The 26,542-nt window shown below is 60.8% G+C and carries 25 protein-coding genes; 10 read left to right on the top strand and 15 right to left on the bottom strand.

Going from position 1 to position 26,542, the window contains the following annotated elements; genetic code table 11:
- The first annotated feature begins 2 nt into the window (after window positions 1–2).
- Genes CAG25_RS20170 through CAG25_RS20150 form a run of 5 tightly spaced genes read left to right on the top strand, consistent with a single transcriptional unit; the run spans window position 3 to window position 5,883 of the window.
- Entirely contained in the window at window positions 3–947 is a 945-nt protein-coding gene (locus tag CAG25_RS20170; RefSeq protein ID WP_007959332.1) for a DUF58 domain-containing protein, read from the top strand.
- Window positions 944–1,441, top strand: coding sequence for a DUF4381 domain-containing protein (locus CAG25_RS20165; protein ID WP_085610527.1), 498 nt, complete (start codon window positions 944–946; stop codon window positions 1,439–1,441). The genes CAG25_RS20170 and CAG25_RS20165 overlap by 4 nt, the downstream gene beginning before the upstream one ends.
- Window positions 1,434–2,513 (top strand): VWA domain-containing protein, encoded by a 1,080-nt coding sequence (locus CAG25_RS20160; protein WP_085610528.1) that lies wholly within the window; start codon window positions 1,434–1,436, stop codon window positions 2,511–2,513. The genes CAG25_RS20165 and CAG25_RS20160 overlap by 8 nt, the downstream gene beginning before the upstream one ends.
- Window positions 2,510–4,246, top strand: a complete 1,737-nt coding sequence (locus CAG25_RS20155; RefSeq protein ID WP_085610529.1) for a tetratricopeptide repeat protein — start codon at window positions 2,510–2,512, stop codon at window positions 4,244–4,246. Before CAG25_RS20160 ends, CAG25_RS20155 begins: the two co-directional genes overlap by 4 nt.
- Window positions 4,243–5,883 (top strand): BatD family protein, encoded by a 1,641-nt coding sequence (locus CAG25_RS20150; RefSeq protein WP_085610530.1) that lies wholly within the window; start codon window positions 4,243–4,245, stop codon window positions 5,881–5,883. The genes CAG25_RS20155 and CAG25_RS20150 overlap by 4 nt, the downstream gene beginning before the upstream one ends.
- 143 nt (window positions 5,884–6,026) lie before the next feature.
- Here CAG25_RS20150 and CAG25_RS20145 read toward each other — a convergent pair whose 3' ends face one another.
- The 6 genes from CAG25_RS20145 to CAG25_RS20120 form a co-directional block, all read right to left on the bottom strand.
- The gene (locus CAG25_RS20145) at window positions 6,027–6,479 is read right to left on the bottom strand and encodes a hypothetical protein (RefSeq protein ID WP_237233725.1); all 453 of its coding nucleotides are present in this window, start codon (window positions 6,477–6,479) and stop codon (window positions 6,027–6,029) included.
- Between the two features lie 70 nt (window positions 6,480–6,549).
- A complete protein-coding gene (locus CAG25_RS20140; RefSeq protein WP_085610531.1) occupies window positions 6,550–6,903 on the bottom strand; it encodes a hypothetical protein in 354 nt (117 codons plus the stop codon).
- Window positions 6,904–6,975: 72 nt separating this feature from the next.
- Window positions 6,976–7,266, bottom strand: a complete 291-nt coding sequence (locus CAG25_RS20135) for a hypothetical protein (RefSeq protein WP_064597220.1) — start codon at window positions 7,264–7,266, stop codon at window positions 6,976–6,978.
- Window positions 7,266–7,685, bottom strand: coding sequence for a hypothetical protein (locus tag CAG25_RS20130; RefSeq protein ID WP_143491836.1), 420 nt, complete (start codon window positions 7,683–7,685; stop codon window positions 7,266–7,268). The genes CAG25_RS20135 and CAG25_RS20130 overlap by 1 nt, the downstream gene beginning before the upstream one ends.
- Complete coding sequence (locus tag CAG25_RS20125) at window positions 7,682–8,065, bottom strand: contact-dependent growth inhibition system immunity protein (RefSeq protein ID WP_064597226.1); 384 nt, start codon at window positions 8,063–8,065, stop codon at window positions 7,682–7,684. Before CAG25_RS20125 ends, CAG25_RS20130 begins: the two co-directional genes overlap by 4 nt.
- Entirely contained in the window at window positions 8,062–8,559 is a 498-nt protein-coding gene (locus CAG25_RS20120) for a hypothetical protein (protein WP_064597228.1), read from the bottom strand. Before CAG25_RS20120 ends, CAG25_RS20125 begins: the two co-directional genes overlap by 4 nt.
- Before the next feature lie 264 nt (window positions 8,560–8,823).
- On the opposite strand from CAG25_RS20120, the gene CAG25_RS20115 reads away from it, so the two are divergent.
- The 3 genes from CAG25_RS20115 to CAG25_RS20105 are packed head-to-tail and all read left to right on the top strand — an operon-like array spanning window position 8,824 to window position 14,287.
- Window positions 8,824–10,068, top strand: coding sequence for an exonuclease SbcCD subunit D C-terminal domain-containing protein (locus CAG25_RS20115; RefSeq protein ID WP_085610532.1), 1,245 nt, complete (start codon window positions 8,824–8,826; stop codon window positions 10,066–10,068).
- Window positions 10,065–13,706, top strand: a complete 3,642-nt coding sequence (locus tag CAG25_RS20110; RefSeq protein ID WP_085610533.1) for an AAA family ATPase — start codon at window positions 10,065–10,067, stop codon at window positions 13,704–13,706. Before CAG25_RS20115 ends, CAG25_RS20110 begins: the two co-directional genes overlap by 4 nt.
- On the top strand, window positions 13,703–14,287 hold the full coding sequence (locus tag CAG25_RS20105; protein WP_085610534.1) for a glutathione S-transferase: 585 nt from the start codon (window positions 13,703–13,705) through the stop codon (window positions 14,285–14,287). The genes CAG25_RS20110 and CAG25_RS20105 overlap by 4 nt, the downstream gene beginning before the upstream one ends.
- A 5-nt stretch (window positions 14,288–14,292) precedes the next feature.
- Here the strand turns inward: CAG25_RS20105 and CAG25_RS20100 are convergent, their stop codons facing one another.
- From CAG25_RS20100 to CAG25_RS20065, 8 genes are all read right to left on the bottom strand, one after another.
- Complete coding sequence (locus CAG25_RS20100; protein WP_039766855.1) at window positions 14,293–14,550, bottom strand: hypothetical protein; 258 nt, start codon at window positions 14,548–14,550, stop codon at window positions 14,293–14,295.
- A complete protein-coding gene (locus tag CAG25_RS20095; protein ID WP_064380404.1) occupies window positions 14,547–14,759 on the bottom strand; it encodes a hypothetical protein in 213 nt (70 codons plus the stop codon). Before CAG25_RS20095 ends, CAG25_RS20100 begins: the two co-directional genes overlap by 4 nt.
- 254 nt (window positions 14,760–15,013) lie before the next feature.
- Window positions 15,014–15,193: a hypothetical protein gene (locus CAG25_RS20090; RefSeq protein WP_007941320.1), complete on the bottom strand. Its 180-nt coding sequence runs from the start codon at window positions 15,191–15,193 to the stop codon at window positions 15,014–15,016.
- A gap of 156 nt (window positions 15,194–15,349) precedes the next feature.
- Window positions 15,350–16,525, bottom strand: coding sequence for a lactonase family protein (locus tag CAG25_RS20085; protein ID WP_085610535.1), 1,176 nt, complete (start codon window positions 16,523–16,525; stop codon window positions 15,350–15,352).
- Window positions 16,522–16,830 (bottom strand): DUF5629 family protein, encoded by a 309-nt coding sequence (locus CAG25_RS20080; protein ID WP_085610688.1) that lies wholly within the window; start codon window positions 16,828–16,830, stop codon window positions 16,522–16,524. The genes CAG25_RS20085 and CAG25_RS20080 overlap by 4 nt, the downstream gene beginning before the upstream one ends.
- Window positions 16,831–16,993: 163 nt before the next feature.
- The gene (locus tag CAG25_RS20075) at window positions 16,994–18,574 is read right to left on the bottom strand and encodes an aldehyde dehydrogenase (NADP(+)) (protein ID WP_085610536.1); all 1,581 of its coding nucleotides are present in this window, start codon (window positions 18,572–18,574) and stop codon (window positions 16,994–16,996) included.
- A gap of 9 nt (window positions 18,575–18,583) precedes the next feature.
- Window positions 18,584–19,576: an AraD1 family protein gene (araD1, locus tag CAG25_RS20070; RefSeq protein ID WP_085610537.1), complete on the bottom strand. Its 993-nt coding sequence runs from the start codon at window positions 19,574–19,576 to the stop codon at window positions 18,584–18,586.
- A 158-nt stretch (window positions 19,577–19,734) separates the two neighbouring features.
- Entirely contained in the window at window positions 19,735–21,057 is a 1,323-nt protein-coding gene (locus tag CAG25_RS20065) for an MFS transporter (protein WP_085610538.1), read from the bottom strand.
- Window positions 21,058–21,250: 193 nt separating this feature from the next.
- On the opposite strand from CAG25_RS20065, the gene CAG25_RS20060 reads away from it, so the two are divergent.
- The gene (locus CAG25_RS20060) at window positions 21,251–22,987 is read left to right on the top strand and encodes an IlvD/Edd family dehydratase (RefSeq protein WP_064380416.1); all 1,737 of its coding nucleotides are present in this window, start codon (window positions 21,251–21,253) and stop codon (window positions 22,985–22,987) included.
- A 185-nt stretch (window positions 22,988–23,172) separates the two neighbouring features.
- Entirely contained in the window at window positions 23,173–23,892 is a 720-nt protein-coding gene (locus tag CAG25_RS20055; RefSeq protein WP_011334609.1) for a FadR/GntR family transcriptional regulator, read from the top strand.
- 263 nt (window positions 23,893–24,155) lie between these two features.
- On the opposite strand, the gene CAG25_RS20050 is transcribed toward CAG25_RS20055, so the two are convergent.
- Window positions 24,156–26,540 (bottom strand): RND family transporter, encoded by a 2,385-nt coding sequence (locus CAG25_RS20050; RefSeq protein ID WP_085610539.1) that lies wholly within the window; start codon window positions 26,538–26,540, stop codon window positions 24,156–24,158.
- Between the last annotated feature and the right edge of the window lie 2 nt (window positions 26,541–26,542).

Here is a 26,542-nt window from a genome sequence, read left to right as displayed (position 1 = left end):
CGATGAACGCCTCCCTGCCGTCCGAACCGGGCATCCGCATCAGCCTCGCCGAGCTGATCGAGATGCGTCACCGCGTGCGCGAAGTGCAGCTGTTTTCCACGCCGAGCCAGCGCAGCCCGCTGATCGGCCTGCATCACTCGAAATTCCGTGGTCGCGGCGTCGACTTCGATCAGGTGCGGGTCTATCAGGCCGGCGACGACGTGCGCACCATCGACTGGCGCGTCACCGCGCGGACGCAGGAACCGCACACCAAGCTGTTCCATGAAGAACGCGAACGGCCGATTTTCATCATGGTCGAGCAAAGCACGCGGCTGTTTTTCGGCTCCGGGCTGATGTTCAAGTCGGTGCTCGCGGCGCAGGCTGCGGCGCTGATCGGTTGGGCGGCGCTGGGCCACAACGACCGGGTTGGCGGGCTGGTGTTCGGCGACAACGAGCATTACGAAATCAAACCGCGGCGTAGCAAGCAGAGCCTGTTGCAGCTGCTCAACCGGCTGGTGAAGGTCAACCAGTCGCTGCACAGCGAGCGGGAGCCGGATCGCGATGCGTTTGGCGTGGCGTTGCGCCGGGCCCGTGAAGTGCTGCGACCGGGCAGTCTGGTGATCGTGATCTGCGACGAGCGCGCACTGTCCGACAGCGCTGAGCAGCAATTGAGCCTGCTGTCGCGCCATTGCGACCTGTTGATGCTGCCGCTGTCCGATCCGCTGGATCACGCCCTGCCCGCCGCCGGACTGCTGAGGTTCGCCGAGCGCGGCGCGCAGCTGGAACTCGACACCCTGAACTTCGATCTGCGCCAGACCTATCGCGCCCAGGCTGAAGCGCGGATCGCTCGCTGGGAACTGCTCGCGCAGAAGCTGCGCGTGCTGCTGATGCCGCTGAGCACCCAGAGCGAAATGGTCGAGCAGATGCGCGAGTTCCTTAACCCGCAGCGTCCGGGGAAAGGTCGATGAACGGCCTCGAACAACTGCAACCGCTGATCTCCCCGCCACCGATTGCCTTCTGGCCGCCGGCACCGGGCTGGTGGTTGCTGCTTTTGCTGTTGCCGGTGATTGGTTTTGCAGCCTGGCGGCTGCGGCGTTTCATTCCGATCAAGAAAAAACCGGTCGTGCGCGCCGAATTGCCACTGGACCCGGTGCGCATCGCTGCACTCGCCGAACTGGCGCAGATGCCCAAACCCTACGACGGCGCCCCGGCCGGCGCCTGGCTGCAGCAGCTCAACGGCCTGCTCAAGCGCCTGTGCCGCAACCACTATCCCTACAGCCAGAGCCATACCCTCAACGGCCGCAAATGGCTGGCGTTTCTCGACAATCGTTGCCCCGCCGCCGGCCTGACCCGCTGGATGGTGCTCGTCGAAGGCGCCTATAAACCCGAGTGCAAGCTAGACGACAAAGCCATCGCCGGCCTGACCCAGGCAGTCGACACCTGGATCCGCAAACATGTTTGAGTTCGCTTGGCCGTGGATTTTTCTGCTGTTGCCGCTGCCGTGGCTGATGCGCCTTGTGCTGCCGGTGGCCGACAGCGGTGAGCCGGCGTTGAAAGTGAGCTTCCTGGGCGACCTCGAAGGCCTCGCCCGCCGCCGCGCCCGGGCCAATCTGCCAGCGTGGCGCCAACAGGCGCCGTTTCTGTTGTTGTGGCTGATGTTGCTGACCGCCGCCGCACGCCCGCAATGGCTCGGCGAACCGCTGCCGATTGCCGCCAGCGGTCGTGATCTGCTGGTAGCCGTGGACGTGTCCGGCTCGATGGATTTCCCGGACATGCAATGGAACGACGAAGACGTCAGTCGTCTGTCGCTGGTTCAGCATTTGCTCGGTGATTTTCTCGAAAGCCGCGATGGCGACCGCGTCGGTCTGATCCTGTTTGGCAGCCAGGCTTATCTGCAAGCACCCCTGACGTTTGACCGACGCACCGTTCGGGTCTGGCTCGATGAGGCGCGGATCGGCATTGCCGGCAAGAACACCGCGATTGGTGACGCCATCGGTCTGGCCCTGAAGCGCCTGCGCATGCGTCCGGCCCAGAGCCGGGTGCTGATTCTGGTCACCGACGGCGCGAACAATGGCGGCGAAATCGACCCGCTGACCGCCGCAAAACTGGCCGCCAGCGAAGGCGTGAAAATCTACCCGATCGGCATCGGCGCCGATCCCGAAGAAAGCGGCGCCACGGCGTTGCTCGGCGGCAACCCGACCCTCGATCTCGACGAACCGGCGCTCAAGGCCATCGCCGAGGTCACGGGCGGGCGCTATTTCCGTGCCCGCGATGGCAGGGAGCTGCAAGCGATCAAGGACACCCTCGACCAGCTCGAACCGGTGACTCAGCAACCGACCCAGGCCCGCCCGGCGCAGGCGTTGTATCAATGGCCGCTGGCATTCGCGCTGCTGCTGAGCATTTTGCTGGTGGCCCGAGTGTTGTGGCCGGACAACCCGCTGCAACGGCTGTTCACCAAGGAGCTGTATCTGCAAAGCCCCCTGCCTGACTGGCGCGAGCGCCTCAAGCGTCTGCGTTTGCGGAGGCGCCGATGATCGACCTGTGGCCGCACTGGTTCCGTCCCTGGTGGCTGTTGCTGCTGCCGTTGCTCGGCTGGCTGATCTGGCAGCTCTGGCACCGGCAGAAACGCGCCGGTCGCTGGCAGATGATTCTGCCGCCGGCCTTCCACGCCACGCTGCTCAGTGGTGGCAGCGGTCGTGACAGCAAGTTGCCGTGGGTCGCCCTGAGCGTGGCCTGGCTGCTGACGATTCTGGCGTTGCTCGGGCCGAGCTGGGAACGGGTCGAACAGACCAGCCAGAAACCCGCCGACCCGTTGGTGGTGGTGCTGGAGCTGACCCCGGAAATGCTCGCCACCGACTCGCCACCAACGCGACTGGAACAGGCCCGGCGCAAGCTGTTCGACCTGTTGCAGGTGCGCAGCGACGCCCAGACCGCCATCGTCGTTTACGCCGGCAGCGCCCATACGCTGGTGCCGCTGTCGGATGACCTGGCGACCAGCCGCAACCTGCTCGACGCGCTCAAGCCTTCGCTGATGCCGGAAAGCGGCCATCGCGCCGATCTGGCAGTGGGCAAGGCGTTGGCGTTGCTCAAGCAGGGTGCGTTGGGTCAGGGGCGGATTCTGCTGATCGGCTCTTCGCTGTCGGAAGAAGAACGTCAAGGCATTCGCAATGCGCTGAGCGGCCAATCGGCGCAGTTGTTGATGCTCGGTGTCGGCACCGCCGAGGGCGCGCCGATTGCGCAGGAAGACGGCAGCTTCCTCAAGGATGCCCAGGGCGCAATCCGCGTGCCGCAACTCGACAGCCCGGGCCTCGGCGCATTTCTCAACGCGGTCGGCGGCGAGTACCGCAGCGCACGGCTGGATGAATCCGATCTTGGCGACCTCGGCCTGCTCGATGGCCCGCGCAGCCTGCGCGACGATGGCCAGACCGTGCGCCTCGACACCTGGGCCGATCAGGGTTACTGGCTGCTGTTGCCGCTGTTGTTGCTCGCCGCGTGCGCAGGGCGGCGTGGCTGGCTGTTCTGCCTGCCGTTGCTGCTCGCGTTGCCGCAACCGAGCTATGCCTTCGACTTCGAAGACCTGTGGCTGCGTCCCGATCAACAAGGCTTGCACCTGCTCAAACAGAAGCGCCCGGCCGAGGCGGCGAAGCATTTCGAAGATCCGCAATGGCAAGGGGTGGCGTTGTACGAGGCCGGCGACTACAGTGGCGCCGCTCAGCGTTTCGCCGAGGGCAATGACGCCCACGCCCACTACAATCGTGGCAATGCCCTGGCCAGAAGCGGCGAGCTGGAAGCGGCGCTGGATGCCTACGAACAGGCCCTGGAACGCCAGCCGGATCTGCGTCCGGCGCTGACCAACAAGGCGCTGGTGGAAAACCTGCTGAAACAGAAAAACGCCCCGCCGCCGGCCGAACCACAAGACAAACCGGCGCAGCAAAACATTCCGGGCGACGAACCACCGCCACAGACCGCACCACCACCAGCGGTCAAAAGCGAAACGCACAGCGAGCCGCAGACCGGCGAATCCGCCAGCGAACCGCCACCGACCACTCCGCTGCTGCCGGGTGCCAACGAGCTGCCGGACAGCGAACCGGGCGAGGAACACAACACCCCGCCGCTGCTGCGCCCCAATGAGGACACCCTCGAAGGCGAGCAACAGCAGGCGCTGGAACAATGGCTGGGCAAGATCCCGGATGATCCGGGCGAACTGCTGCGACGCAAATTCTGGTACGAACAGCAACAACATCAGGATCAGGAAAACATTCGATGACCCGTTTCACCGCTCTCTTGCTGCCCCTGCTGATCTGCACGGCCACCGCCCAGGCGGCCGAGCTGACGGCCAGTGTGGATCGCAGTCGCCTGAACTCCGGCGAGACGGTCGAACTCACCCTCGAATCCAACGATGTCACGCAGTTCGGCAAACCGGACCTGAGCCCGCTGGAGCCGCTGTTCGAAGTGCGCGGCACGCGTCAGGTCAACCAGTTGAACACGCTAAACGATGACAACCGCGCTACCACGCGCTGGATCATCACATTGCTGCCCAAGCAGAACGGCAGCGTTGAAATCCCGCCGCTGAAACTGGGCGACGTCGAGAGCCAGCCGATCACCGTGCAGGTGATCGAGAGCGACACCCGCGAAGAGAACAATGCCCGCGAACCGGTGTTCATCGAAGCCAGTCTCGACCAGACCAGCGTCTACGTGCAGGCCCAGGCCATCCTGACGTTGCGCATCTACCATTCGGTGTCGCTGTACGATGACAGCAGCCTGACGCCGTTGCAGATCGCCGACGCGCGCATCGAGCAACTGGGCGACATGCGCACCTACGAAAAAGACATCAACGGTGTGCGCCACGGCGTGATCGAGATGCGCTACGCGATCTATCCGCAGCACAGCGGCTTGCTGAGCATCGCCCCGCAAACCTTCAGCGCCACACTGGTCGATACCCAACCCGCGCAGGACGCTACGGCGCAGGGGCCGAAACCGGGCAAACTGATGCACATCAGCTCCGCCGCGACTTCGCTGACGGTCAAACCGAAACCGATGACCTACCCCAGCGATGCGCCGTGGCTGCCGGCCCGCAGCCTGAGCCTGAGCGAAAGCTGGAACCCGGAGCCGGATCACACTCAGGTCGGCGACTCCCTGACCCGCAGCCTGACCCTCAAGGTCGAAGGCCTGGCCAGTTCGCAACTGCCCGCCCTGCCCGCCACCGAAGCCAACGGCCTGCGCCGCTACCCGGATCAACCGGTGCTGAACAACCAGAGCAGCGATCGAGGCCTGATCGGCAGTCGTGAAGAACGTGAAGCGCTGGTGCCGAGCCGCAGCGGCGCGATCGAGTTGCCAACGGTGGACGTGGTCTGGTGGAACACCTTCGAAGATCACCTGGAACACACCAGCCTGCCAGCGCGCACCCTGCAGGTGGCGAACAACCCGAGCCTGCAAGTCGACACCCCGGCGGGCAACGCGCAACCGCTCAGCGCCGCCGACAGCGAAGCCTTGTGGTGGTGGAAGCTCAGCACGTTCGTTTTCGCCTGCACCACCCTGCTCGGCTTCGGCCTCTGGTGGCGTGCCCGTTGGCAACCGGCAATCCTGCGCGCCGCGCAAACCGGCCCGAGCCCGCGCACCCTGCTCGACGACATCAAACGCGCCAGCCAGGCCAACGACCCCCACGCCACCCGCCAGGCCCTCGACGCCTGGGCCCGCCAGCAGCCGGAAACCCTGGCGGACATGGCGGCGCGTTTTGTGCCGTTGTCGGATGCGCTCGACGGGCTGAACGGCGCGCTGTACAGCGAGACCGGGCAGCATTGGCAGGGTGAGGATCTGTGGCGGGCGATCCGGACGATTCCGACGGCGGAGCGGGTGCAGGATCCGGTCGGTGATAGTGGGTTGCCGCCGCTTTATCCGAAGTAGTTGCAGTCCAATAGAGGCTTTTGCCCGTAAACTCTCTTCTTTTTTCGCCGCGTTTTTTTCCTGCGGCCATCACCTCTTTATATTGCGGAGTCAAGACAAAAAGGGGACAGATTTATTTAATCAAATAAATCTGTCCCCTTTTGCTACTGGGCAAGAAATCCCATGTCACCCGAGTTAACAGTAAGCACTGCTTGCTCATACCCCTCAAGGTCATCGCCCAACCAGGGCTCATCAGGTCGGAGCACATGAACCTTGACCGTTGCACCGAATTCGTCGGTTGAAACGCTCCCCTGAAGAACACCCGGCAGACCGAATTTATTCCATTGATCAAGTACCAGGGACAACCAGGAAATAGCGGTGGCTAATAAATCATCGCTGACATAATCATCAATATGAACCGAGTTCACGAAACACTCATAACCGGTTCTATCAGGGAAGCTATCGAGGCTCATATGACTTTGAGGATTCAGAGCTGCGATAAAAATACAACCATCACGCTCGACAAAATCAGAACGTGCAATACGCTCTAGCTCACCCTCGATAACAACGAGTGGCAGGTCAGCCAGCAGCGATTCCATTGCCTTGTTAGCTTTCACAGCAATCCTCAAACATAGTAAAAAAAGGGACAGATTTATTTAATAAAAAAGCCCCCCTTTCCTTTCACTTTCATGTCTTGTCGTAAACATAGTCGTCAGGTATTTCTTGCCACTCGGCTTCTCTGACCAATGCATCGAAATCATCAAATATTCCTCTAAAAAAATTTGACAGATCCAAAAAACCCGTACGCGCCCTCCCCGCCGCCACACACAACTCAACGTCATCTTTATTTTTCAATGCTTGCGCGACTCTCGAAACATCGGACACAGCGTTACCCATCAATTCCGACAGTTCGTCATTCCAATTCAGCCTATAGTCGGCCGCCCAACTCTCAGCCTCGAAAGTGCCCCACTTTTCGGCAATCAAGTCAATCAACGTCTTTCGGAACACTTCTCCATCCTTCATCGCAACCCCTGCGGTCATTTATCGCCTTTTTCGCTTTTCGATCCTGAGCAACGAATTTCCACTTTTATCTAGCTCATTGTCTGTTAGCACCTACTTCATAAACTCGCCAGGAACCGCCCTTCCCGTTTCGATATCAATCTCATACATACCACCATCCCATCTATAACCTTTAAGCCCCCTCTCATTGAGGATGATATTTGTGAAGGGACCTGCATGGGCGTCAAAGTCAGAAAAGACTTGCCAAACCCTACGACCGGCTTCATCTATTAAATAGATATTTCTCGAGCACTCAGCCTCATCGAAAAGTGATTCCTGCCCAAGTCGATCAATCAGCACAACACTCAAGGATTCTGCGACCTTAATTACTTTTGAAGTCTTCATCAGGCGCGATAAAGCTCTACATACACAGCCTCGACGATGGCGTCATCTTCTTCGAAGTCAGGCACGTAAAACTTCAAACCCATATCAACAACATCAAAACCCGAGTTGTTGAAAACCAGCGTTTGTCCTCGGCTTTTCAGAAACCGCTGTATCACCAAAGCGTCTTCACCGACCAGTTTCTGATCCCCCCAAACAAGCTCACTCCACTTTAAAAATTCAACACCAACGACAATGAAACTCTCATCAAAGTACATGTGAACGCCTAGATCATCATAAGCATCCGTCGGCACTGCCGAATCTTCAGTCTTGAAAAACTCATCAAACTTTCCACCAAGGGTCGCTCGGGACTGGTCTCGCGTCATACCAGCGCGAATCAATCCCAGATCACCGCGACCCAACAAGCTAAAAATCATAGTCATCTCAAGCAACCTGTCAGGGCTGAAGCAGCCTTTAACAGCTCAGCGTCAGCACTCAAGCGATTCACTTCGGCCACAGCCACAACAGCCTTGCGGGATGCTTCGACATTCTCGTGCCAATACACAGTTCTCAAACCCGCCAGCGCGACCAGCAATTCTCCGTCATATCTATCGCCTTCCAGGACGTCTTCGGTCAGTAAAGCGATGCCGATGGGCAACAATTCCCGCACATGCAAATCCTGCCTCAATGCACGACAGACATCTCCCACACTCAAGCAATCCAAGGGCGTATCGCGCACGGACAAATACCATTCATCCAACGACGAGAGCTTTACCGGGGGCCCGTAAACATCCGGTCCTTGCTCCAGGTCCCGAAACCTCATGCCTCGGCTCCCGGACTCAACGATCCAACCTGGTAGAAAGTAATATCCGGGCCATAGTTCTGCTCCGAGTTCGACACCTCTACACAAAACACCTTCTCTGGAAATTTTTCTTTCAGCACCATGCGCCACGCGAAACCGATCACATTGCACAATTGAAGAAACACGTCATCCGAAACACCAGCAGCAACCTGGCCAAAAACGTCATAGATCCTCACAACATTCAATAACTTTTCAGTCTTTGAAATATCACCAGAGGTAAGGCCAGAACACCTATCAAGCACTTCAGTCGAGAAATTCCGCGCTAAAAATACGCCACCCTCTTTCACCACAAAATCCGGGAAAAGCATTTTTGAAAACAACAGAATATGTTCGGGCTGGCATTGATCGAAGATGTACGAATAAACGTCCAGGCCTTCCTGATTCGACCACTGTTTTTTCCAGGAAAAATACGCTGGATTGTCAGTAACGGAAGGTATCGAATTAACCCGTTTCATTACGCTTGCTCCAGACTCTATGTCTCTGTGAGCTATCGTGGCGTGCGGGTTGAAGCACGACGAGTCGCCAGACCCCAAAAACGATATCAATATAGTGGCGCGATGGTAGGTAACCGGTGCCGAGTCGTCAATTAATGGGGTCACCGAGATCGCGGCCGCCATCTCCCGGACAAGCCTACCCGCCGCAATAATCTGTAAACTCTCCCCTCTTTCGCCGCCCTCTCATCTCGGCGGCCATCACCTTTTTATATTGCGGAGTCAGCCTTGCGTCTGTTTCACACCTCCGACTGGCACCTTGGGCAAAACCTGCACGGCCAGGAGCGCGATTTCGAGCACGCCTGTTTTCTCGAGTGGCTGCTGCGCCAATTGAAGCTGGCGCAGCCGGACGTGCTGCTGATTGCCGGCGACATCTTCGACACGGTCAATCCGCCGGTCAAAGCCCAGGAACGCCTCTACGATTTCATCGTCAGCGCCCACGAACAGCAACCGTTGCTGACCATCGTGATGATCGCCGGCAACCACGATTCCGGTTCGCGGATCGAACTGCCCGCGCCGTTGATGCGGCGTTTGCGTACCCATGCGCTGGGCCGGGTGTTATGGCTGGACGACGGGCAGCTGGATGCGGAACGCCTGCTGTTGCCGCTGCCGGACGCCACCGGTGAAATCGCTGCATGGTGCCTGGCGCTGCCGTTCCTGCGGCCTGCCGAAGTGACCGGCGCGCATCTGGGCGACAACTATTTGCGCGGCATTGGCCAGGTGCATGAATGGCTGATCGAAGCGGCGAACGCCAAGCGCCAACCGGGCCAGGCGCTGGTCGCCATCAGCCATGCGCACATGGCTGGCGGCTCGGTGTCGGAAGACTCCGAACGCAGCCTGATCATCGGCAACGCCGAAGCGCTGCCTGCCAGCCTGTTCGGGCCGAGCATCAGCTATGTCGCCCTCGGCCATTTGCACAAGCCGCAGAAGGTCAATGGCGAAGAAAGAATTCGCTACAGCGGCTCGCCGATCCCGTTGTCGTTTTCGGAAATCAGTTATCAGCACCAGGTGCTCGACGTTGTTCTGGACGGCGAAACCCTGGTCAGCGTCGAGCCAATGCTGATCCCCCGCTCCGTCAATCTGCAACGCCTCGGCCCTGCGCCGCTGGCGGAAATCCTGCTGCAACTGGCGGACCTGCCGAATATCGACCTGCTCGCCGAAACCCAGCGCCAGCCGTGGCTGGAAGTGCGGGTGCGCCTCGACGAGCCACAACCGGATCTGCGCCATCAGGTCGAAAGCGCCTTGCAAGGCAAGGCTGTGCGACTGGTACGGATCGCTGCCGAATACGCCGGCAACCGTGGCGCTGATGGCGCCGAAGACGGCAGCGCGCTGATCGAACTGGACCAGCTCACACCGCAGGAATTGTTCAGCCGCGCCTGGCTCGACAACTACGGCAGCGAAGTCGACGAGCAAACCCTCAAGGACTTCGCCGAACTGCTGCAAGACGTACAGATGGAGGGCGAGCAGCCATGAAGATTCTCGCCATTCGTTTGAAGAACCTCGCCTCACTGGCGGGCCCGTTCGAAATCGATTTCACCGCCGAACCGCTGGCCAGCGCCGGCCTGTTCGCCATCACCGGCCCGACCGGCGCCGGTAAAAGTACCCTGCTCGACGCCTTGTGCCTGGCGCTGTTCGGTGCCGTGCCGCGACTGAACAACACCGGGCGTGACGCCAAGGTGCCGGACGCCGACGGCGAAATCGCCACCGGTGACCCGCGCACCCTGCTGCGTCGTGGTACGGGCGAAGGATTTGCCGAGGTTGATTTTGTCGGCGTCGATGGCCGTCGCTATCGCGCGCGCTGGGAAGCCAACCGCGCCCGGGAAAAGGCCGGTGGCAAGTTGCAGGCCAGCCGTCAGAGCCTGCGCGACATCGATCAGGATCAACTGCTCGCCAGCCAGAAAGGCGAGTACAAGACTCAGCTCGAGGCCGCGCTGGGCCTGAACTTCGAACAGTTCACCCGCGCCGTGCTGCTGGCCCAGAGCGAATTCAGCGCCTTCCTCAAGGCCGACGACAACGACCGCAGTGAACTGCTGGAAAAACTCACCGACACCGCGCTCTACACCCGCCTCGGCCGTCGCGCGTTCGACAAGACCAAAGAGGCCCGCGAAGCCCACAAGCAGTTGCAGGATCAGGCCACCGGCGTGACTCCGCTGACCCCTGAGGCCCGCGCGGAGCTGGACGAGCGCTTCAACGCCGCCCAGCAACAACTGAAGTTGCAGCAGGCGCAGCTCAGGCAAATCGAGCAACAGCACGACTGGCTCAAGGAGCTGCTGCGGCTGCAAGACTCGCAGCTAGCCGCCGCTGAACAACTACGCAGCGCCGAGCATGAACGCGAATCGCTGGCCGGTGAACGTCTGAAACTGACACGCCTGGAACAGCTCGCCCCGCAACGGCACCAGTTCGCCCGCAAAACCGAACTGGATGTACTGCTGACGCCACTGGCGGAACAGATCAGCGCGCACACCCGGCAACAAAGCGAACTGGCTGAGCGCCAGACTCGACTGGAACAGGATCTCGCCGCAGCGCAGATCGCCCTGACCCAGGCGCAAACGCAGCTGAGCGAAAGCGCGCCGCTGTTGCGCCAGGCTTTCGAGGAGCAAAGCACCCTCGCCCGCCTCGCCAAGGACGTTACGTCCGGCACCGAAGCGAAGCACGCCGCAGAGCAAGCCTGCGCCCAGGGCCAAAGCACGATCCAGTCCCTGCTCGATCAGCAAAAACAGGTCGCCGAACGCTTGCAGCGCATCGCCGTCGATCTTGAGCAAAGCGCTCACTTGGCACCGTTGAGCGAAGCGTGGAATGCCTATCGCGACCGTTTGCAGCAACTGATGCTGATCGGCAATCGGTTGAGCAAGGGCGAAAGCGAACTCGCTTCCCTCGAAGAAAACGCCGCCCGCGCCAGCGAAGCGCTCGCCACGCAAAAGCAGCAGCTGGAAGTGCTGTTCAAAGAGGCCGGCGCTGAGCCTGATGCCGTTGCCGAGCAGATCGGCATCCTCGGCAATCTGTTGCAGGACAACCGCAAGCAATTGCGCGCCGTCGAGGACCTGACGCGCCTGTGGGCCAGTCAGCAGGAGCTGGACAAACGCAGTGCCGAGCTGCAACAGCGTCAGCTCGATGCGCAACAGGAACGCGAGCGCCTGACCCAGGACGGGGTGAAAAGCAAGTCCGAGCTGACCGTCGCCGAACAGACCCTCAACGTCACCCGTGAACTGCTCGAGCGTCAGCGTCTGGCCCGCAGTGCCAGTGTCGAAGAGCTGCGCGCGCAGTTGCAGGACGACCAACCGTGCCCGGTCTGCGGCAGCAACGAGCATCCGTATCACCAGCCGGAAGCCCTGCTGCAAAGCCTCGGCCGTCACGATGAAAGCGAGCAGGCCAGCGCGCAGCAAGCAGTCGATCACCTGAAGGAAAAACTCACCGAGCTGCGTGCCAGTGTCGGTGGCGTGATTGCCCAACAGAAAGAGTTGCTGCAACAGCAGGAACAACTGGCCGCCCAGCAGCAGGCGCTGACGCCGAGTATCGAGGCGCATCCGCTGGCGGCGTCCTTGCTGAATCAGGACAGTGACAAACGCGCTGCGTGGCTGACTCGCCAGAATGAACAACTGAACCAGAGCATCACCCAGGACGAACAGCGCCAGACCGCCCTGCTCACGCTGCAACAGGATGCGGCGCGACTGACCCAGCAATTGCGTCAGGCCGAGACGGCGCACCAGCAAGCAGCGCAGCACCTGAGCAATCAGCAACGCGAACTGAGCGCTGACCGCCAGCGTCTGGACGAAGAGCTGGCGGCCTTTGCCACACTGCTGCCGAGCGACACCCTCGATGCCTTGCGCGCCGAGCCGGCTGCCACCTTCATGCAACTTGACCGGCAGATTGCCGAACGTCTGGCGCAAGTCGATCAGCAGAAGGAAGAGCTGGCCGAACAGCAACAACGCCAGCAGACGCTCGAGAAAGAACAGGACCGCCAACAGGGCCGTGTGCAGCAGCTGCAAAACGCTGAACAGCAACTCAACACGCTGACCGAACAGCAACTCGCCAGCCAGGAAAAACTGGCGCAATTGCTCGGCGAGCACACCTGCGCCGAGCATTGGCAGCAGCAACTGGAACAGGCCGTGGAACAGGCGCGCAACGCCGAATCCACGACGACTCAGGCGTTGCAGGAAGCGCGTACGCAGTGGGTGCAAATCGCCGCCGAACTAAAGGCGCAGCAAGAGCGTCTGCAAGCGCTGGAAACCGAAGACCGCGAACTGGCCGGCAAGATTGCCGACTGGCGCGCCCGTCATCCGGAGCTGGATGACGGCGGCCTCGAAGACCTGCTGCGGATTGATGACGCGCAAGTTGATGAGCTGCGCCAGCGCTTGCAGCGCAACGAAAAAGCCGTTGAACAGGCCACGGTGTTGGTGCAGGAACGCGATCAGCGTCTGCTCGAACATCAGGGCCAACACAACGGCAACCTGGACGCCGAACAACTCGCCAGCGCCCTCGCCGACCTGCAAAACCAGTGCACGGCCAGCGAACAGCAATGCGCCGAACTGCGCGCCGAGCAGGCCGAAGACCAGCGCCGCCAGAACGCCAATCAGGCGCTGGCGCAGCAGATCGCCGATGCCTATGCCGAATATCAGCGCTGGGCGCGGCTCAATGCGCTGATCGGCTCGGCCACTGGCGACACCTTCCGCAAGATCGCCCAGGCCTACAACCTCGACCTGCTGGTGCATCACGCCAACGTGCAGCTGCGGCAACTGGTCAAGCGCTACCGCCTCAAGCGCGGCGGCAGCATGCTCGGCCTGCTGGTGATGGACACGGAGATGGGCGACGAACTGCGCTCGGTGCATTCGCTGTCCGGCGGCGAAACGTTTCTGGTGTCGCTGGCCCTCGCCCTGGGCCTGGCTTCGATGGCGTCGAGCACGTTGAAGATCGAATCGCTGTTCATCGACGAAGGCTTCGGCAGTCTCGATCCGGAATCCCTGCAACTGGCCATGGACGCTCTTGATGGCTTGCAGGCGCAGGGGCGCAAGGTCGCGGTGATTTCCCACGTGCAGGAAATGCACGAGCGGATTCCGGTGCAGATTCAGGTACAGCGCCAAGGCAACGGTTTGAGCACACTGGAGGTGAAATGAACACGCTGTATTCGTTCCGCCGCTGCCCGTACGCGATGCGGGCACGGATGGCCCTGCGTTATTCGGGTGTGCCGGTGGAGATCGTCGAAGTCAGCCTGAAAGCCAAACCGGCCGAGATGCTGGCGATCTCGCCCAAGGGCACGGTGCCGGTGCTGGACGCGGACGGTCAGGTGATCGACGAGAGCCTGGAGATCATGCACTGGGCGCTGGCGCAGAATGATCCGGATAACTGGTTGCTGGGTGGCGATTCAAGGATCGCCGAGTTGATCGAGGCCAACGATCAAGTGTTCAAGATTCACCTGAATCGCTACAAGTACGCCGAGCGTTATCCGGAACAGCCGTTGGAGGTTTATCGGGCGGAAGGTGCGTTGTTCTTGCAGCGGCTCGATGAGCTGCTCGAGGGTTGCGATTACTTGTTGACCGCGCATCCAAGCCTGGCCGACATCGCGCTGTTGCCGTTCGTTCGCCAGTTCGCCCATGTTGATCGTGACTGGTTTGCGCAGACGCCTTACGTGCGGTTGCAGGCCTGGTTGCAGCGGTTTCTGGAATCGGAGCTGTTCACCGGCATCATGAAAAAGTAGGCGCGTTACGCCAGCACTTCACACATGCCGATGGCCGAACAATCCACTTCGAACGGGCCGAGAAAACCGCTGGCGGTTTTCGCTGGCGGATTGCCGGCCAGCAGCCCCAGCGCATTGGCCCGTTCGATGTTGTGCGCGATGTTGTGGTTGGCCTCTATGGCCCGGGCCAGCCCGCCGACCGAGCCTTGGCCAAATCCCAACAGGGAAGCGCCGTTGGTCATGAACGCCAGTCCGGCAATGACCCAGAGTCTGTAGCCTTTCATGCTCCGCCGACTCCCGCGAGTTCAGCTGAACCGACCGCTGCGTTTTGCGAGCGAAGTTCGAACTGGATGCCGGGATGTGCGACGTCGATCGGTGCTTCGAAGCTGTGTTGCGACTGCGACGCCAGACTGACAAACAGCACCATGACCAGGTACAGACCGATGGCCACGTAGGCGCCGCGTTTGGCGGAAGTGATGATTGAACTGGCCATGATGTGTGCTCCGTGGACAATGTTTCGAGGTCCACAGAATCGATCAAAAAAGCCGGGGTAACCACTCAGGGTTTTCCATAGTAACCATCAGCTTCGTTGATTATTTAGCCGGTCTATCTCGCCGTTTGAAAATAGCTATCGTTGGTCGGGGCGCAGACAAAAACTGCCCAAGGCTGCGATCTTTTGATTTTGCTTTTCAGGAAACAAGATCAAAGGATCGCAGCCTTGGGCAGTTCCAGGGCGTGACGGAAATTTCAGTGTTGAGCTTTGTGATCCAGCGCGGCGTAGAAGTTGGCGCTTTGTTGCAGGTATTTCTGGGTATAGCTCTGGGTGTGGGATTTTTTGTCGCTGATTTCAACGTTGGCACTGGCTGGCAGAGCCACGGTGGCGGAGATGGCGGAAGCGGCAATTACGGAGAAGAGATTGAAGTTCATGGCGGTAACCCTCGTGTTCAGTTGGATTGCTTGCCCGGTTGGGCCGTGGAGCAAACTTAACGCTCGAGGGTTGATCGCTTGAAATGCTTTGCAACATTACCTGTTATCAGCAGGATTAATACAAAGCCGCAGGCCCCGTAGAACGGGGCCTGCGGCTTATTGACGCACGAGAAACTTGATGTCGCTCGGGGCGTCCATCGGCAGTTTTTGCACGGTTTTGCCCAACAGACCGGTCTTGCCGTCGCGCTCGACCACGACAATCTGGTTGCTCTTCTGATTGGCAATCAGCAGGAATTTGCCGCTTGGGTCGAGGCTGAACTCACGGGGGTGATCACCTTCCACCGAACGTCGCTGCAACTCTTTGAGCTGACCGGACGCCGGATCGATTGCAAACACCAGCAACTGATTGGCGGTGCCACGGTTGCTGACATAGAGGAATTTGCCGTCGGCGGACGCGTGCAACGCGGCGGCAGCCTTGTCCGAGGTCGGTTGACCAGCCGCCAGATCGACCAGTTGCGTCTGGGTCAGCACGCCGTCGTGGTAATCGAACACCGCAACCTGGGCGCTCATTTCCATGGTCAGCCAGGCGTGTTTGCCGTCGGCGCTGAACAACAGATGACGCGGGCCGCTGCCGGCGGGCAAAGGCACAGAAGCGGTCATCGCCGGCGTCAATGGCAAGTCCGGGTTGGCCTTGGGATCGAACAGGTAGACAAAGACCTTGTCCGCGCCCAGGTCATTGGAGAACACATAACGACCGTCCGGCGAGGAAACTGTCGAGTGCACGTGGTTCGAGGCCTGACGCTCGAGATTGATCCGGCTTGCCGGGTGCGCGCTCATCTGCACCACCGGTTTGAGCTTGCCGTCGCTGCCCACCGGCAATACCGCGAGGGTGCCGCCCGGATCTTCCATCACCGAATAGTTGCTGACGAACAGATGGCTGGCGTCGCCGCTGAGGCTGGAATGGGTCGGCTCGTTGCCCAGGCTCTGGACCTGATTGATCAAGCTCAGCGCGTGGGTTTTCGGATCGATGGCATAGCTGCTGACGCGACCGACCGGGTCTTTCTGCCCAGGGCCGTTTTCGTTGACCACGAACAGCCGACGCTGATCCTTCGACAGGGTCAGCCATGACGGGTTTTCACTCTTGATCACTTGCAGCGGCTTGGCGTCGATCTGGCCGGTGGCGCTGTTGAAGTTCATCCGGTAAATGCCTTCGCTGGTGTCAGCGGTGTAGGAGCCCACCAAAAACTGGAAGCTCTCGGCCGAGGCACTGGAAAGGCCCATCGCGCCGACGCTGCCGGCCATCAGCAATGGCCAGAATTTACGCATGTTCATTCGGTTTCTTCCTCGTCGTCGGCGCTGCTCAGTACATCACCGAGGCACACCAAGCGGTGCTCGCCAACGGTTTTGGTGTCGCTGGAAAAACCGACGATCAGCCAACTCTGCAAATCTTGATCAAACGTCGCCGCTGCCACCTGCGCCGGGGTGAACTCCCAATGCTTGGCTGCCCGGCCATCGATGCATTCGATGTGCAGGTTGTCGTCTTCGTCGAGGGCGAATTCGAAAGCGTGCAGGCCGTCGATTTCGACCATACCGCAGTGTTCGAGGGCGTTGAGAAGGGTGTCGGTTACGGCAGTCATGGCAATCATGTCTTTCAGGGGGAAAGGGGCAATGATAGCTCAAAGCAGCTGCTGAGCCCTGCCTGTGGGAGCGAGCCTGCTCGCGATAGCGGTGCATCAGTCGACATTCATGTCGCCTGACGATCGCGAGCAGGCTCGCTCCCACATTGACTGGGTTCGGCGGTTAGAGGGCGTCGCGCGATGGCTTGCCATCCACCAGCCGCTGTATGCGCAACGGGTTGGCGTTTTTCAGCGGTTCCGGCAGCAGACTGTCGGGGTAGTTCTGGAAGCACACCGGACGCAGGAATCGATCGATCGCCAGCGTACCCACCGAGGTGCCGCGAGCATCGGAGGTCGCCGGATACGGCCCGCCGTGAACCATCGAATCACAGACTTCGACACCGGTCGGATAACCATTGAGCAGGATCCGTCCGACCTTCTGTTCCAGCAACGGCGTCAGCTCCGGGAAGTGCTCGAAATCCGTCTGCTCGCCGATGATGGTCGCCGTCAGTTGCCCGTGCAGGCCCTGCAACGCCGCGCTCAACTGCGCCTTGTCGGCCACTTCGACAATCACCGTGGTCGGGCCGAACACTTCTTCCTGCAGCACTTCATCGCCATCGATCAGCAGGCTGACATCGGCCTTGAACAACTGCGGCTGCGCCTGATTGCCCTGCTGCGGATTGCCCGCCAGATGCTCGATGCCGGCGTGCGCCAAGAGTTTTTCCAGGCCTTTGCCATAGCTGCCCAGCGTCCCGGCATTGAGCATGGTTTGCGCCGGTTGATCGCCGATCAGCGCCGCGACTTGCTCGACGAACGCGGTGAATTGCGCTGAGCGAATGCCGATCACCAGGCCCGGGTTGGTACAGAACTGACCGCAGCCCTGCACCACCGACGCGGTCAGATCGCGGGCGACGGTTTCCGAACGTACGGCCAGTGCCTGGGGCAACACGATCACCGGGTTGATGCTCGACATCTCGGCAAATACCGGGATTGGCTGAGGCCGCGCGGCCGCCATGTCACACAGCGCCCGTCCGCCGCGCAGCGAGCCGGTGAAACCCACGGCCAGAATCGCAGGATGCTTGACCAGCCATTCGCCGACGCCACCGCCGTAGATCATGTTGAACACACCGGCCGGCATAGCGGTTTTTTCTGCTGCACGGATCAACGCGTCGGCGACGAGTTCGGCTGTGGCCATATGACCGCTGTGAGCCTTGAACACCACCGGGCAACCGGCCGCCAGCGCCGACGCGGTATCGCCGCCAGCAGTAGAGAACGCCAGCGGAAAATTGCTGGCGCCGAACACCGCCACCGGCCCCAGGCCGATACGGTACTGACGCAGATCCGGACGCGGCAACGGCTGACGATCCGGCAATGGCAGGTCGATGCGTGCACCGTAGAAATCACCGCGTCGCAGGACTTTGGCGAACAAGCGCATCTGACCGCTGGTGCGCCCTCTTTCGCCTTGAATCCGCCCGGCCGGCAGCGCGGTTTCGCGGCAGACCACGGCGACGAAATCATCACCCAGTGCGTCCAGCTCATCGGCGATTGCATCGAGAAACTGCGCGCGGCGTTCGGCGCTGAGGCTGCGATACGCCGGATACGCCGCCGCAGCGGCCTTGGCGGCAGCGTCGACTTCCGCTTCCGTGGCCTGAATGAAATCGTGGGGCAGTGCTTCGCCCGTGGTGGCGTCGACGCTTTGCAGCTTGACGTTGCCCGCCGCGCTGCGACGACCGCCGATGTAGTTGTGACCGAGAATCTGAGTCATGGGATCTCCTTAAAGGGTGCCGATGCTGTCCGGTTCAAATGCCGATGCAACCGGGGCGATGCCGTTGACCAGCGGTGCGCCGAATTCAGCCTGGCTGATTTCGAACACGTCGCCCGGTTGAGTACGGATGCCATCGGCAAACGACAGGGTCGCGGTGCCGAAAAAGTGAATGTGCACGTCGCCAGGACGCAGGAACTGGCGGTACTTGAAGTGGTGGTATTCGAGGTTCGCCAGGCTGTGGCACATGTTGGCCTCGCCGCTGAGGAATTCGTTCTGCCACAGCACTTCGCCGTCGCGCAGGATGCGACTGGTGCCCGCCAGGTGTTGAGGCAATTCACCCGTGCGAAGTTCCGGGCCGTAGCTGCAACTGCGCAGCTTGGAGTGGGCCAGGTACAGGTAATTCTTGCGTTCCATGACGTGATCGGAGAACTCGTTGCCCACCGCAAACCCGAGGCGATACGGCCTGCCGTCGTGGCCGATGATGTAGAGGCCGGCCATCTCCGGCTCCTCGCCGGCGTCTTCGGCAAACGGCGGCAGCGGGAACGGCTGGCCGGGACGCACGACAATGCTGCCGTCGCCCTTGTAGAACCATTCCGGCTGCACCCCGGCCTGCCCCGCCGCCGGTTTGCCGCCCTCCACGCCCCACTTGAAGATGCGCATGGTGTCGGTCATCGCCGCTTCGTCGCCGGCCTGCTGGTGCATCTTGTCCCGGGCCGACGCGCTGCCGAGGTGCGTAAGGCCGGTGCCGCTGACCAGCAGGTGCGCCGGGTCCGGGTGATCTAACGGCGGCAGGATGCGCAGTTGGGCCAGCAACTCGGCGTAATCATGGCTGATGCCCAGGCCGAGGGTCTGCACTTGCTGCGCGAGCATGTTGCCGGCCTCGATTGCCGCCAGTGCCAGATCACGAACCGTGCGCGCATCCTGCACTTCATGCACCAGACCGCCCTCGACCACCCCGACACGGCGCTCGCCGTTACTCAATTCGAATTGAACCAGATGCATAAATCCTCTCCTCTATACAAATCCTGAGTTCAGCGCCGTCCCTATGTGGGAGCGGGCTTGCTCGCGAAAGCGGTGTGTCATTCAACTGTGAGGGTGGCTGACCCAGCGCATTCGCGAGCAAGCCCGCTCCCACATAGGTTATGTATGGTTCTGCAGATTCAGGTGCGCGTCGCACCCCGTGCGCTGGCGGCGAATTGGTCAACCGGCAGCACATGCTTGCGCTCCAGCACGCGATAAACGACGCCCGTCAGAATCAGCCCGAACACCATCACCCCGGACAGGAAGTACAGGCCCGAAGCGAGGTTGCCGGTGTATTCCTTCAGCGCGCCGATCACGAACGGGCCGATGTAACCGCCGAGGTTGCCCACCGAGTTGATCAAGGCGATCCCGGCCGCCGCGCTGGCACCGGCAAAGAATCGGCCCGGCAGCGTCCAGAACACTGCCGTGCAGGAAAACAGCGCGAACGCCACCAGACACAACGCCGCCAGTTGCGCCACCGGCAAGGACAGCCAGGCGCTGAGGAACAGGCCCATGGCACCCAGCACATAGAGCACCGCGAGATGGCCGTAACGGTCGTTCAAACGGTCGGAACTGCGCGGAATGATCAGCAGGCCGATGATCCCGAAAATGTACGGCACCGATGACACGAAACCGGTCACCAGATCACTGCCGCCAAACTGTTTGATCAGGGTCGGCAACCACAGGCCCAGGCCATAGATGCTCAGGGTCACCGGCAGGTAGAACAGCGCCAGCAGCAACACGCGTTTGTCTTTCAGCGCATGCAGCGGATTGCCGTGACGCGTCTGGCCGTATTCCTGCAGGTCCTTTTTCAACTCGCCGGTCAGCCAGTCCTTCTCGGCCTGGTCCATCCATTTCACTTGCTGCGGGCCGTCCGGCAGCCAGCGCAATACCGGCCAGGTCAGCAGGATCGCCGGGGTGCCGATGACGATGAACAGCCACTGCCAGCCATGCAGGCCGAGGATGCCGTCCATGCCCAGCAAACCGCCCGAAACGGGGCCGGTGATCATCATCGCGATGGGTTGGGACAGGATGAACAGCCCGAGGATCTTGCCGCGGTGGCGCACCGGGAACCATTGGGTGATGTAGTAAAGAACGCCGGGAAAGAACCCCGCCTCCGCCGCGCCGAGCAGAAAGCGCATCACGTAGAAACTGTGCGGGCCCTGAACGAAGGCCATGCCGATGGTGATCGCGCCCCAGGTGATCATGATCCGCGCGAACCAGCGCCGCGCGCCGAAGCGTTCGAGCATCAGGTTGCTGGGGATTTCAAACAGAAAGTAGCCGATGAAAAACAGCCCGGCGCCAAGGCCGTAGGCGGCATCGCCGATACCGATGTCGGCGCCCATGTGCAGCTTGGCGAAGCCGACGGCAGAGCGATCCACATAGGCGATCAGGTACAGCAGGATCAGGAAGGGAATCAGTTTCAACGTGATGCGCCGGACAAGCCGCAGTTCCTGGCTCATGAGATCGGTCTCCGATTGTTGTTTTTATGGAACCTCGGGGGACGCCTCTCGCGGAAAACCGCCAGGGCCATCCCTCCGTCGAAATCGACTATATAGTAATACTAATTACGCAACAACACTTCCAAACGGGCGATTTTGCGCTTATGTTTAGTCAAAGCTCGCAAACAATAGTCTTACAATAAGAGAATCGATCATGTCTGATAAGAAACCCACCCTGCGCTCCGCCCAATGGTTTGGCACGGCCGACAAGAACGGCTTCATGTACCGCAGCTGGATGAAGAATCAGGGCATCGCCGACCATCAGTTTCACGGCAAGCCGATCATCGGCATCTGCAACACCTGGTCGGAACTGACCCCGTGCAACGCGCACTTCCGCCAGATCGCGGAACACGTCAAACGCGGAGTGATCGAGGCTGGCGGCTTCCCGGTGGAATTCCCGGTGTTCTCCAATGGCGAATCGAACCTGCGCCCGACCGCCATGCTCACCCGCAACCTGGCGAGCATGGACGTCGAGGAAGCGATTCGCGGCAACCCGATTGACGGCGTGGTGCTGCTGACCGGTTGCGACAAGACCACCCCGGCCCTGCTGATGGGCGCGGCCAGTTGCGACGTGCCGGCGATCGTTGTCACCGGCGGGCCGATGCTCAACGGCAAGCACAAGGGCAAGGACATCGGTTCCGGCACCGTGGTCTGGCAGCTCAGCGAACAGGTCAAGGCCGGCACCATCACGATTGACGATTTCCTGGCGGCCGAGGGCGGCATGTCTCGCTCGGCCGGCACCTGCAACACCATGGGCACCGCGTCGACCATGGCTTGCATGGCCGAAGCACTGGGCACGTCCCTGCCGCACAACGCGGCGATTCCGGCGGTGGATGCGCGGCGTTATGTGTTGGCGCACATGTCCGGCATGCGTGCGGTGGAGATGGTTCGTGAGGATCTGAAACTGTCGAAGATCCTGACCAAGGAAGCCTTCGAAAACGCGATCCGGGTCAACGCGGCCATTGGCGGTTCGACCAACGCGGTAATCCACCTCAAAGCCATCGCCGGGCGCATCGGCGTCGAGCTGGATCTGGACGACTGGACGCGCATCGGTCGCGGCATGCCGACCATCGTCGACCTGCAACCGTCCGGGCGTTTCCTGATGGAGGAGTTCTACTACGCGGGCGGTTTGCCGGCCGTGCTGCGCCGCCTCGGAGAGGCCAATCTGATTCCCAATCCAAATGCATTGACCGTCAACGGCAAATCCATCGGCGAGAACACCAAGGACGCACCGATCTACGGTGAAGACGAAGTGATCCGCACCCTCGACAATCCGATCCGCGCCGACGGCGGTATCTGCGTGTTGCGCGGCAACCTGGCGCCACTGGGCGCGGTGCTCAAGCCGTCAGCCGCCACGCCGGAACTGATGCAACACCGTGGCCGCGCCGTCGTGTTCGAGAACTTCGACATGTACAAGGCGCGGATCAACGACCCGGAACTGGACGTCGATGCGGACTCGATTCTGGTGATGAAGAACTGCGGGCCGAAGGGTTATCCGGGCATGGCCGAAGTCGGCAACATGGGTTTGCCGGCCAAGCTGCTGGCGCAGGGAGTGACAGACATGGTGCGCATCTCCGACGCACGGATGAGCGGCACCGCGTATGGCACCGTTGTCTTGCACGTAGCTCCGGAAGCGGCGGCCGGCGGGCCTTTGGCGGCGGTGAAGGAAGGCGACTGGATCGAGCTGGACTGCGCCAGCGGGCGTTTGCATCTGGATATTCCGGACGCGGAACTGGCGGCGCGCATGGCGGATCTGCAACCGCCGCAGCAGCTGTTGGTGGGTGGGTATCGTCAGTTGTACATCGACCATGTGCTGCAGGCGGATCAGGGTTGCGATTTCGACTTCCTCGTTGGTTGCCGAGGGGCTGAAGTCCCGCGCCACTCCCACTGACACCGCCCCCCTTGTGGGAGCGGGCTTGCTCGCGAATTCGGTGTGCCAGTCGAAATATGCATTGCTGACACACCGCATTCGCGAGCAAGCCCGCTCCCACATTTGGCGTGTGTATCTGCCTCAAGATTGTGTCGTGCCTGCTATGATGCGCGGCATCTCCATCGCTCAGGATCGCGCCACTCCCCATGGATTACCGCAAACCTTCCGACCGTAAAAGCATGCACTCGCGCATCGTCCAGGAACTGGGCATGCAGATTGTTTCCGGACGTTTTCTGCCCTGCGACAAACTGCCCGCCGAAGCCCTGCTCTGCGAGGAGTACGCGGTCAGCCGGCCGGTGTTGCGCGAAGCCACGCGAGTGCTGGTCGCCAAGGGCCTGGTGTATTCCAAACCCCGCGTCGGCACCGTGGTCAAGCCGCGCCGCGAATGGCACATGCTCGACCCGGACGTATTGCACTGGTTGATGCAAAGCAGCCCGCAGAACGAGTTCTTCAACGTCCTGACCAGCGTGCGCAGCATCATCGAACCGGCCGCCGCCGCCCTCGCCGCCCAGCATGCGACCGATGCCGACATTGCGTCGATTGCCGAGGCTTACCAGCGCATGGAAGCGGCCCCAACGCCTGAGGCGTTGCTGCAGCCGGATCTGGACTTTCACAGCCGGATTGCCGACGCGACCCACAACGATTTGCTGGCGAACCTGTGCAACATGCTCGCGGTGGCGATTGCCGAGGCGCTGAAGCATTCCAATCAGCGGCCGAATCTGCATGAACTGGCGTTGCCTCGGCACAAAGCGATTTTGACGGCGATCGAGAATCGGGATGCGTTGGGGGCGCGGCATGCGACGTTGGTGCAGCTGGATGATGCGCGCAGTGCCTTGAGTGTTGTGCTGGGGGCGGATCTTTCGTAAGCCTTGAGACTGCTTGCCCTCACCCTAGCCCTCTCCCAGAGGGAGAGGGAACCGATTGGGGGATACTTGAGAGATACGCCGACTTGAACGATCCGCTTTTAATCCATAATCGACTCGATTTTTCAGGTCGATGTATCACGCGAGACATTGCGGTCAGTCCCCTCTCCCTCCGGGAGAGGGCTAGGGTGAGGGGCTTTTGATCTTGCCCCATAAAAAAGCCGCAACCCTTCAAGGTTGCGGCTTTTTCATTTCAGCCAAACGGATCAGTGAGCAAACAACGAATTGCCCTTCTGCCCTGCCAGTTTCTCCGGCTTGATCAGGAACTTCGCCAACGCCGGCAGCAGCCACAGCGCACCGAACATGTTCCACAGCAGCATGAAGGTCAGCATCAGGCCCATGTCGGCCTGGAACTTGATCGCCGAGAAGATCCAGGTGCACACACCAATGGCCAGGCACAGGCCGGTGAACAGCACCGCCTTACCGGTGGATTTCAGGGTCTGGTAATAGGCTTCCTGCAACGGCAAACCGGCACGCAGGAAACTTTCCAGACGGCTGTAGATGTAGATGCCGTAGTCCACGCCGATCCCCACGCCCAGCGCCACCACCGGCAGCGTCGCAACTTTCACGCCAATACCCATGAACGCCATCAGCGCGTTGCCCAGCACCGAAGTCAGCACCAGCGGCAACACGATGCACAGGGTCGCCGCCCACGAGCGGAAGGTGATCATGCACATCACCGCCACGCAGATGTACACCAGGATCAGAATGGTCAGCTCGGACTTCTTGATCACCTCGTTGGTGGCCGCTTCGATGCCGGCGTTACCGGCGGCGAGGATGAATTCCAGGCCTTCCTTGTTGTTTTCCTTGGCGAAGTCCTGCACCGCATGCACCGCGCGATCCAGGGTTTCGGCCTTGTGGTCGTTGAGGAACACCAGCACCGGCGCCAGCGAGCAACTGTTGTTGTACAGGCCGTCGGCCCGGGCGATGGAGTTGTTCAGCACGTCCGGGTTGCGCGACAGGGTTTCCCATTTCAGGTTGCCCTCGTTCATGCCCTTGATCATCTGCTTGGACACGGTCACCAGCGAGATCGCCGACTGCACGCCCTCGGTGTTCTGCATCTTCCACATCAGCTCGTCGATCGGCGCCATGGCTTCATAACGCGAGCAGCCTTCGGACTTGGTCTTGACCATCACCACCAGCACATCGGAGCTGGTCGAGTAGTTATTGATGATGAAGTTGTTGTCCTTGTTGTAGCGCGAGTCCGGACGCAGTTCCGGCGCGCCCTGGTCGAGGTCGCCGATCTTCAGGTTCTGGCTGTACCAGAGGCCGCCACCGAAGGCGACCAGCGCCAAAGCGATGGAGATTGGGGCGACTTTCGGGTTGGCGAAGTTCGACAGCAGGCGCCAGAACGGATGTTCGCGGTGCGCGTCCTTCTTGCTCTTGGCAATGGCGCGCTTGCTGATGCCGACATAGGAAATCGCCACCGGCAACAGGATCAGGTTGGTAAACACAATCACCGCCACGCCGATGGAAGCGCCGATGGCCAGCTCGCGGATCACGCCGATGTCGATGATCAGCAGCGTGATGAAGCCGACGGCGTCCGCCAGAATCGCGATCATCCCCGGCAGGAACAGCTGACGGAATGTCCGCCGTGCGGCCGTCAACGCGTTGTCCGCCTCACCGGATTGCAGGGCGATACCGTTGATTTTCTGCACGCCGTGGGAAATGCCGATGGCGAAGATCAGGAACGGCACCAGCATCGAATACGGATCGAGGCCGAACCCGAAGAAGTGCATCAACCCGAGTTGCCAGACCACCGCCACCAGGGTGGTGCTCAACACCGCCACGGTGCTGCGCAGGCAGTTGGTGAACCACAGCAGCAGGATCAGAGTGATGACGAAGGCAATGCCGAAGAACATCACCACCATCACCAGGCCGTCGATCAGGTCACCGACCTTCTTGGCGAAACCGACGATGTGGATCTTGACGTTGGGGTTCTGCGCTTCGAACTTGTTGCGGATCTTGTCTTCGAGCTCATGGGAGAACTGGCGATAGTCCAGCGCCAGCAGCTTGCCTTGATCCTGCGGGTCCGGGTAGGACTCCAGCAGCGGGATGTCGACAATACTCGACTTGAAGTCGTTGGCCACGAGACGCCCGACCTGACCGGACTTGAGCACGTTGTTGCGCAGCAGATCGAGGCTGTCCTGGGAGCCGTTGTAGCTCTGCGGGATCACTTCGCCGCCGGCAAAACCTTCCTCGGTCACTTCGGTCCAGCGCACGCTCGGGCTCCACAGCGACTTGAGGCCGGAACGGTCGACGCCGGAGATGTAGAACACCTCGTCGTTGATCTGACGCAGGGTCTCCATGTACTCCTTGGAGAAAATGTCGCCGTCCTTCGCTTCCACCGAAATCCGCACGGTGTTGCCCAGGTTCGCCAGATCGTTGCGGTGCTCCATCATCTTTTCAATGAACGGATGCTTGAGCGGGATCATCTTTTCGAAACTGGTGGACGGACGGATCAGCGTGGCCTGCCAGAACAGGAAAATGCTGACCAGCAGGCAGATCACGATCACTGCCGGGCGGTTGTTGAAGATCAGGCGCTCGAGAAACGTCGCCTTGTCCTGATGATGAGTGCTCAAGGAAGTCATAG

The organism is Pseudomonas sp. B16(2017) (genome assembly GCF_002113205.1).
GTDB lineage: Bacteria > Pseudomonadota > Gammaproteobacteria > Pseudomonadales > Pseudomonadaceae > Aquipseudomonas > Aquipseudomonas pharyngis.
Note: the sequence above shows the minus strand (reverse complement) of the source record. Positions and strands in the feature narration are given on the sequence as shown.

What these genes read in the sequence shown, in the direction of transcription:
- CAG25_RS20170 (WP_007959332.1), top strand. Translation starts at nt 3, where the DNA reads ATGAACGCCTCCCTGCCGTCCGAACCGGGCATCCGCATCAGCCTCGCC.
- CAG25_RS20165 (WP_085610527.1), top strand. Translation starts at nt 944, where the DNA reads ATGAACGGCCTCGAACAACTGCAACCGCTGATCTCCCCGCCACCGATT.
- CAG25_RS20160 (WP_085610528.1), top strand. Translation starts at nt 1,434, where the DNA reads ATGTTTGAGTTCGCTTGGCCGTGGATTTTTCTGCTGTTGCCGCTGCCG.
- CAG25_RS20155 (WP_085610529.1), top strand. Translation starts at nt 2,510, where the DNA reads ATGATCGACCTGTGGCCGCACTGGTTCCGTCCCTGGTGGCTGTTGCTG.
- CAG25_RS20150 (WP_085610530.1), top strand. Translation starts at nt 4,243, where the DNA reads ATGACCCGTTTCACCGCTCTCTTGCTGCCCCTGCTGATCTGCACGGCC.
- CAG25_RS20140 (WP_085610531.1), bottom strand. Translation starts at nt 6,903, where the DNA reads ATGACCGCAGGGGTTGCGATGAAGGATGGAGAAGTGTTCCGAAAGACG.
- CAG25_RS20135 (WP_064597220.1), bottom strand. Translation starts at nt 7,266, where the DNA reads ATGAAGACTTCAAAAGTAATTAAGGTCGCAGAATCCTTGAGTGTTGTG.
- CAG25_RS20130 (WP_143491836.1), bottom strand. Translation starts at nt 7,685, where the DNA reads ATGACTATGATTTTTAGCTTGTTGGGTCGCGGTGATCTGGGATTGATT.
- CAG25_RS20125 (WP_064597226.1), bottom strand. Translation starts at nt 8,065, where the DNA reads ATGAGGTTTCGGGACCTGGAGCAAGGACCGGATGTTTACGGGCCCCCG.
- CAG25_RS20120 (WP_064597228.1), bottom strand. Translation starts at nt 8,559, where the DNA reads ATGAAACGGGTTAATTCGATACCTTCCGTTACTGACAATCCAGCGTAT.
- CAG25_RS20110 (WP_085610533.1), top strand. Translation starts at nt 10,065, where the DNA reads ATGAAGATTCTCGCCATTCGTTTGAAGAACCTCGCCTCACTGGCGGGC.
- CAG25_RS20105 (WP_085610534.1), top strand. Translation starts at nt 13,703, where the DNA reads ATGAACACGCTGTATTCGTTCCGCCGCTGCCCGTACGCGATGCGGGCA.
- CAG25_RS20100 (WP_039766855.1), bottom strand. Translation starts at nt 14,550, where the DNA reads ATGAAAGGCTACAGACTCTGGGTCATTGCCGGACTGGCGTTCATGACC.
- CAG25_RS20095 (WP_064380404.1), bottom strand. Translation starts at nt 14,759, where the DNA reads ATGGCCAGTTCAATCATCACTTCCGCCAAACGCGGCGCCTACGTGGCC.
- CAG25_RS20090 (WP_007941320.1), bottom strand. Translation starts at nt 15,193, where the DNA reads ATGAACTTCAATCTCTTCTCCGTAATTGCCGCTTCCGCCATCTCCGCC.
- CAG25_RS20085 (WP_085610535.1), bottom strand. Translation starts at nt 16,525, where the DNA reads ATGAACATGCGTAAATTCTGGCCATTGCTGATGGCCGGCAGCGTCGGC.
- CAG25_RS20080 (WP_085610688.1), bottom strand. Translation starts at nt 16,830, where the DNA reads ATGACTGCCGTAACCGACACCCTTCTCAACGCCCTCGAACACTGCGGT.
- CAG25_RS20075 (WP_085610536.1), bottom strand. Translation starts at nt 18,574, where the DNA reads ATGACTCAGATTCTCGGTCACAACTACATCGGCGGTCGTCGCAGCGCG.
- araD1 (WP_085610537.1), bottom strand. Translation starts at nt 19,576, where the DNA reads ATGCATCTGGTTCAATTCGAATTGAGTAACGGCGAGCGCCGTGTCGGG.
- CAG25_RS20065 (WP_085610538.1), bottom strand. Translation starts at nt 21,057, where the DNA reads ATGAGCCAGGAACTGCGGCTTGTCCGGCGCATCACGTTGAAACTGATT.
- CAG25_RS20060 (WP_064380416.1), top strand. Translation starts at nt 21,251, where the DNA reads ATGTCTGATAAGAAACCCACCCTGCGCTCCGCCCAATGGTTTGGCACG.
- CAG25_RS20055 (WP_011334609.1), top strand. Translation starts at nt 23,173, where the DNA reads ATGGATTACCGCAAACCTTCCGACCGTAAAAGCATGCACTCGCGCATC.
- CAG25_RS20050 (WP_085610539.1), bottom strand. Translation starts at nt 26,540, where the DNA reads ATGACTTCCTTGAGCACTCATCATCAGGACAAGGCGACGTTTCTCGAG.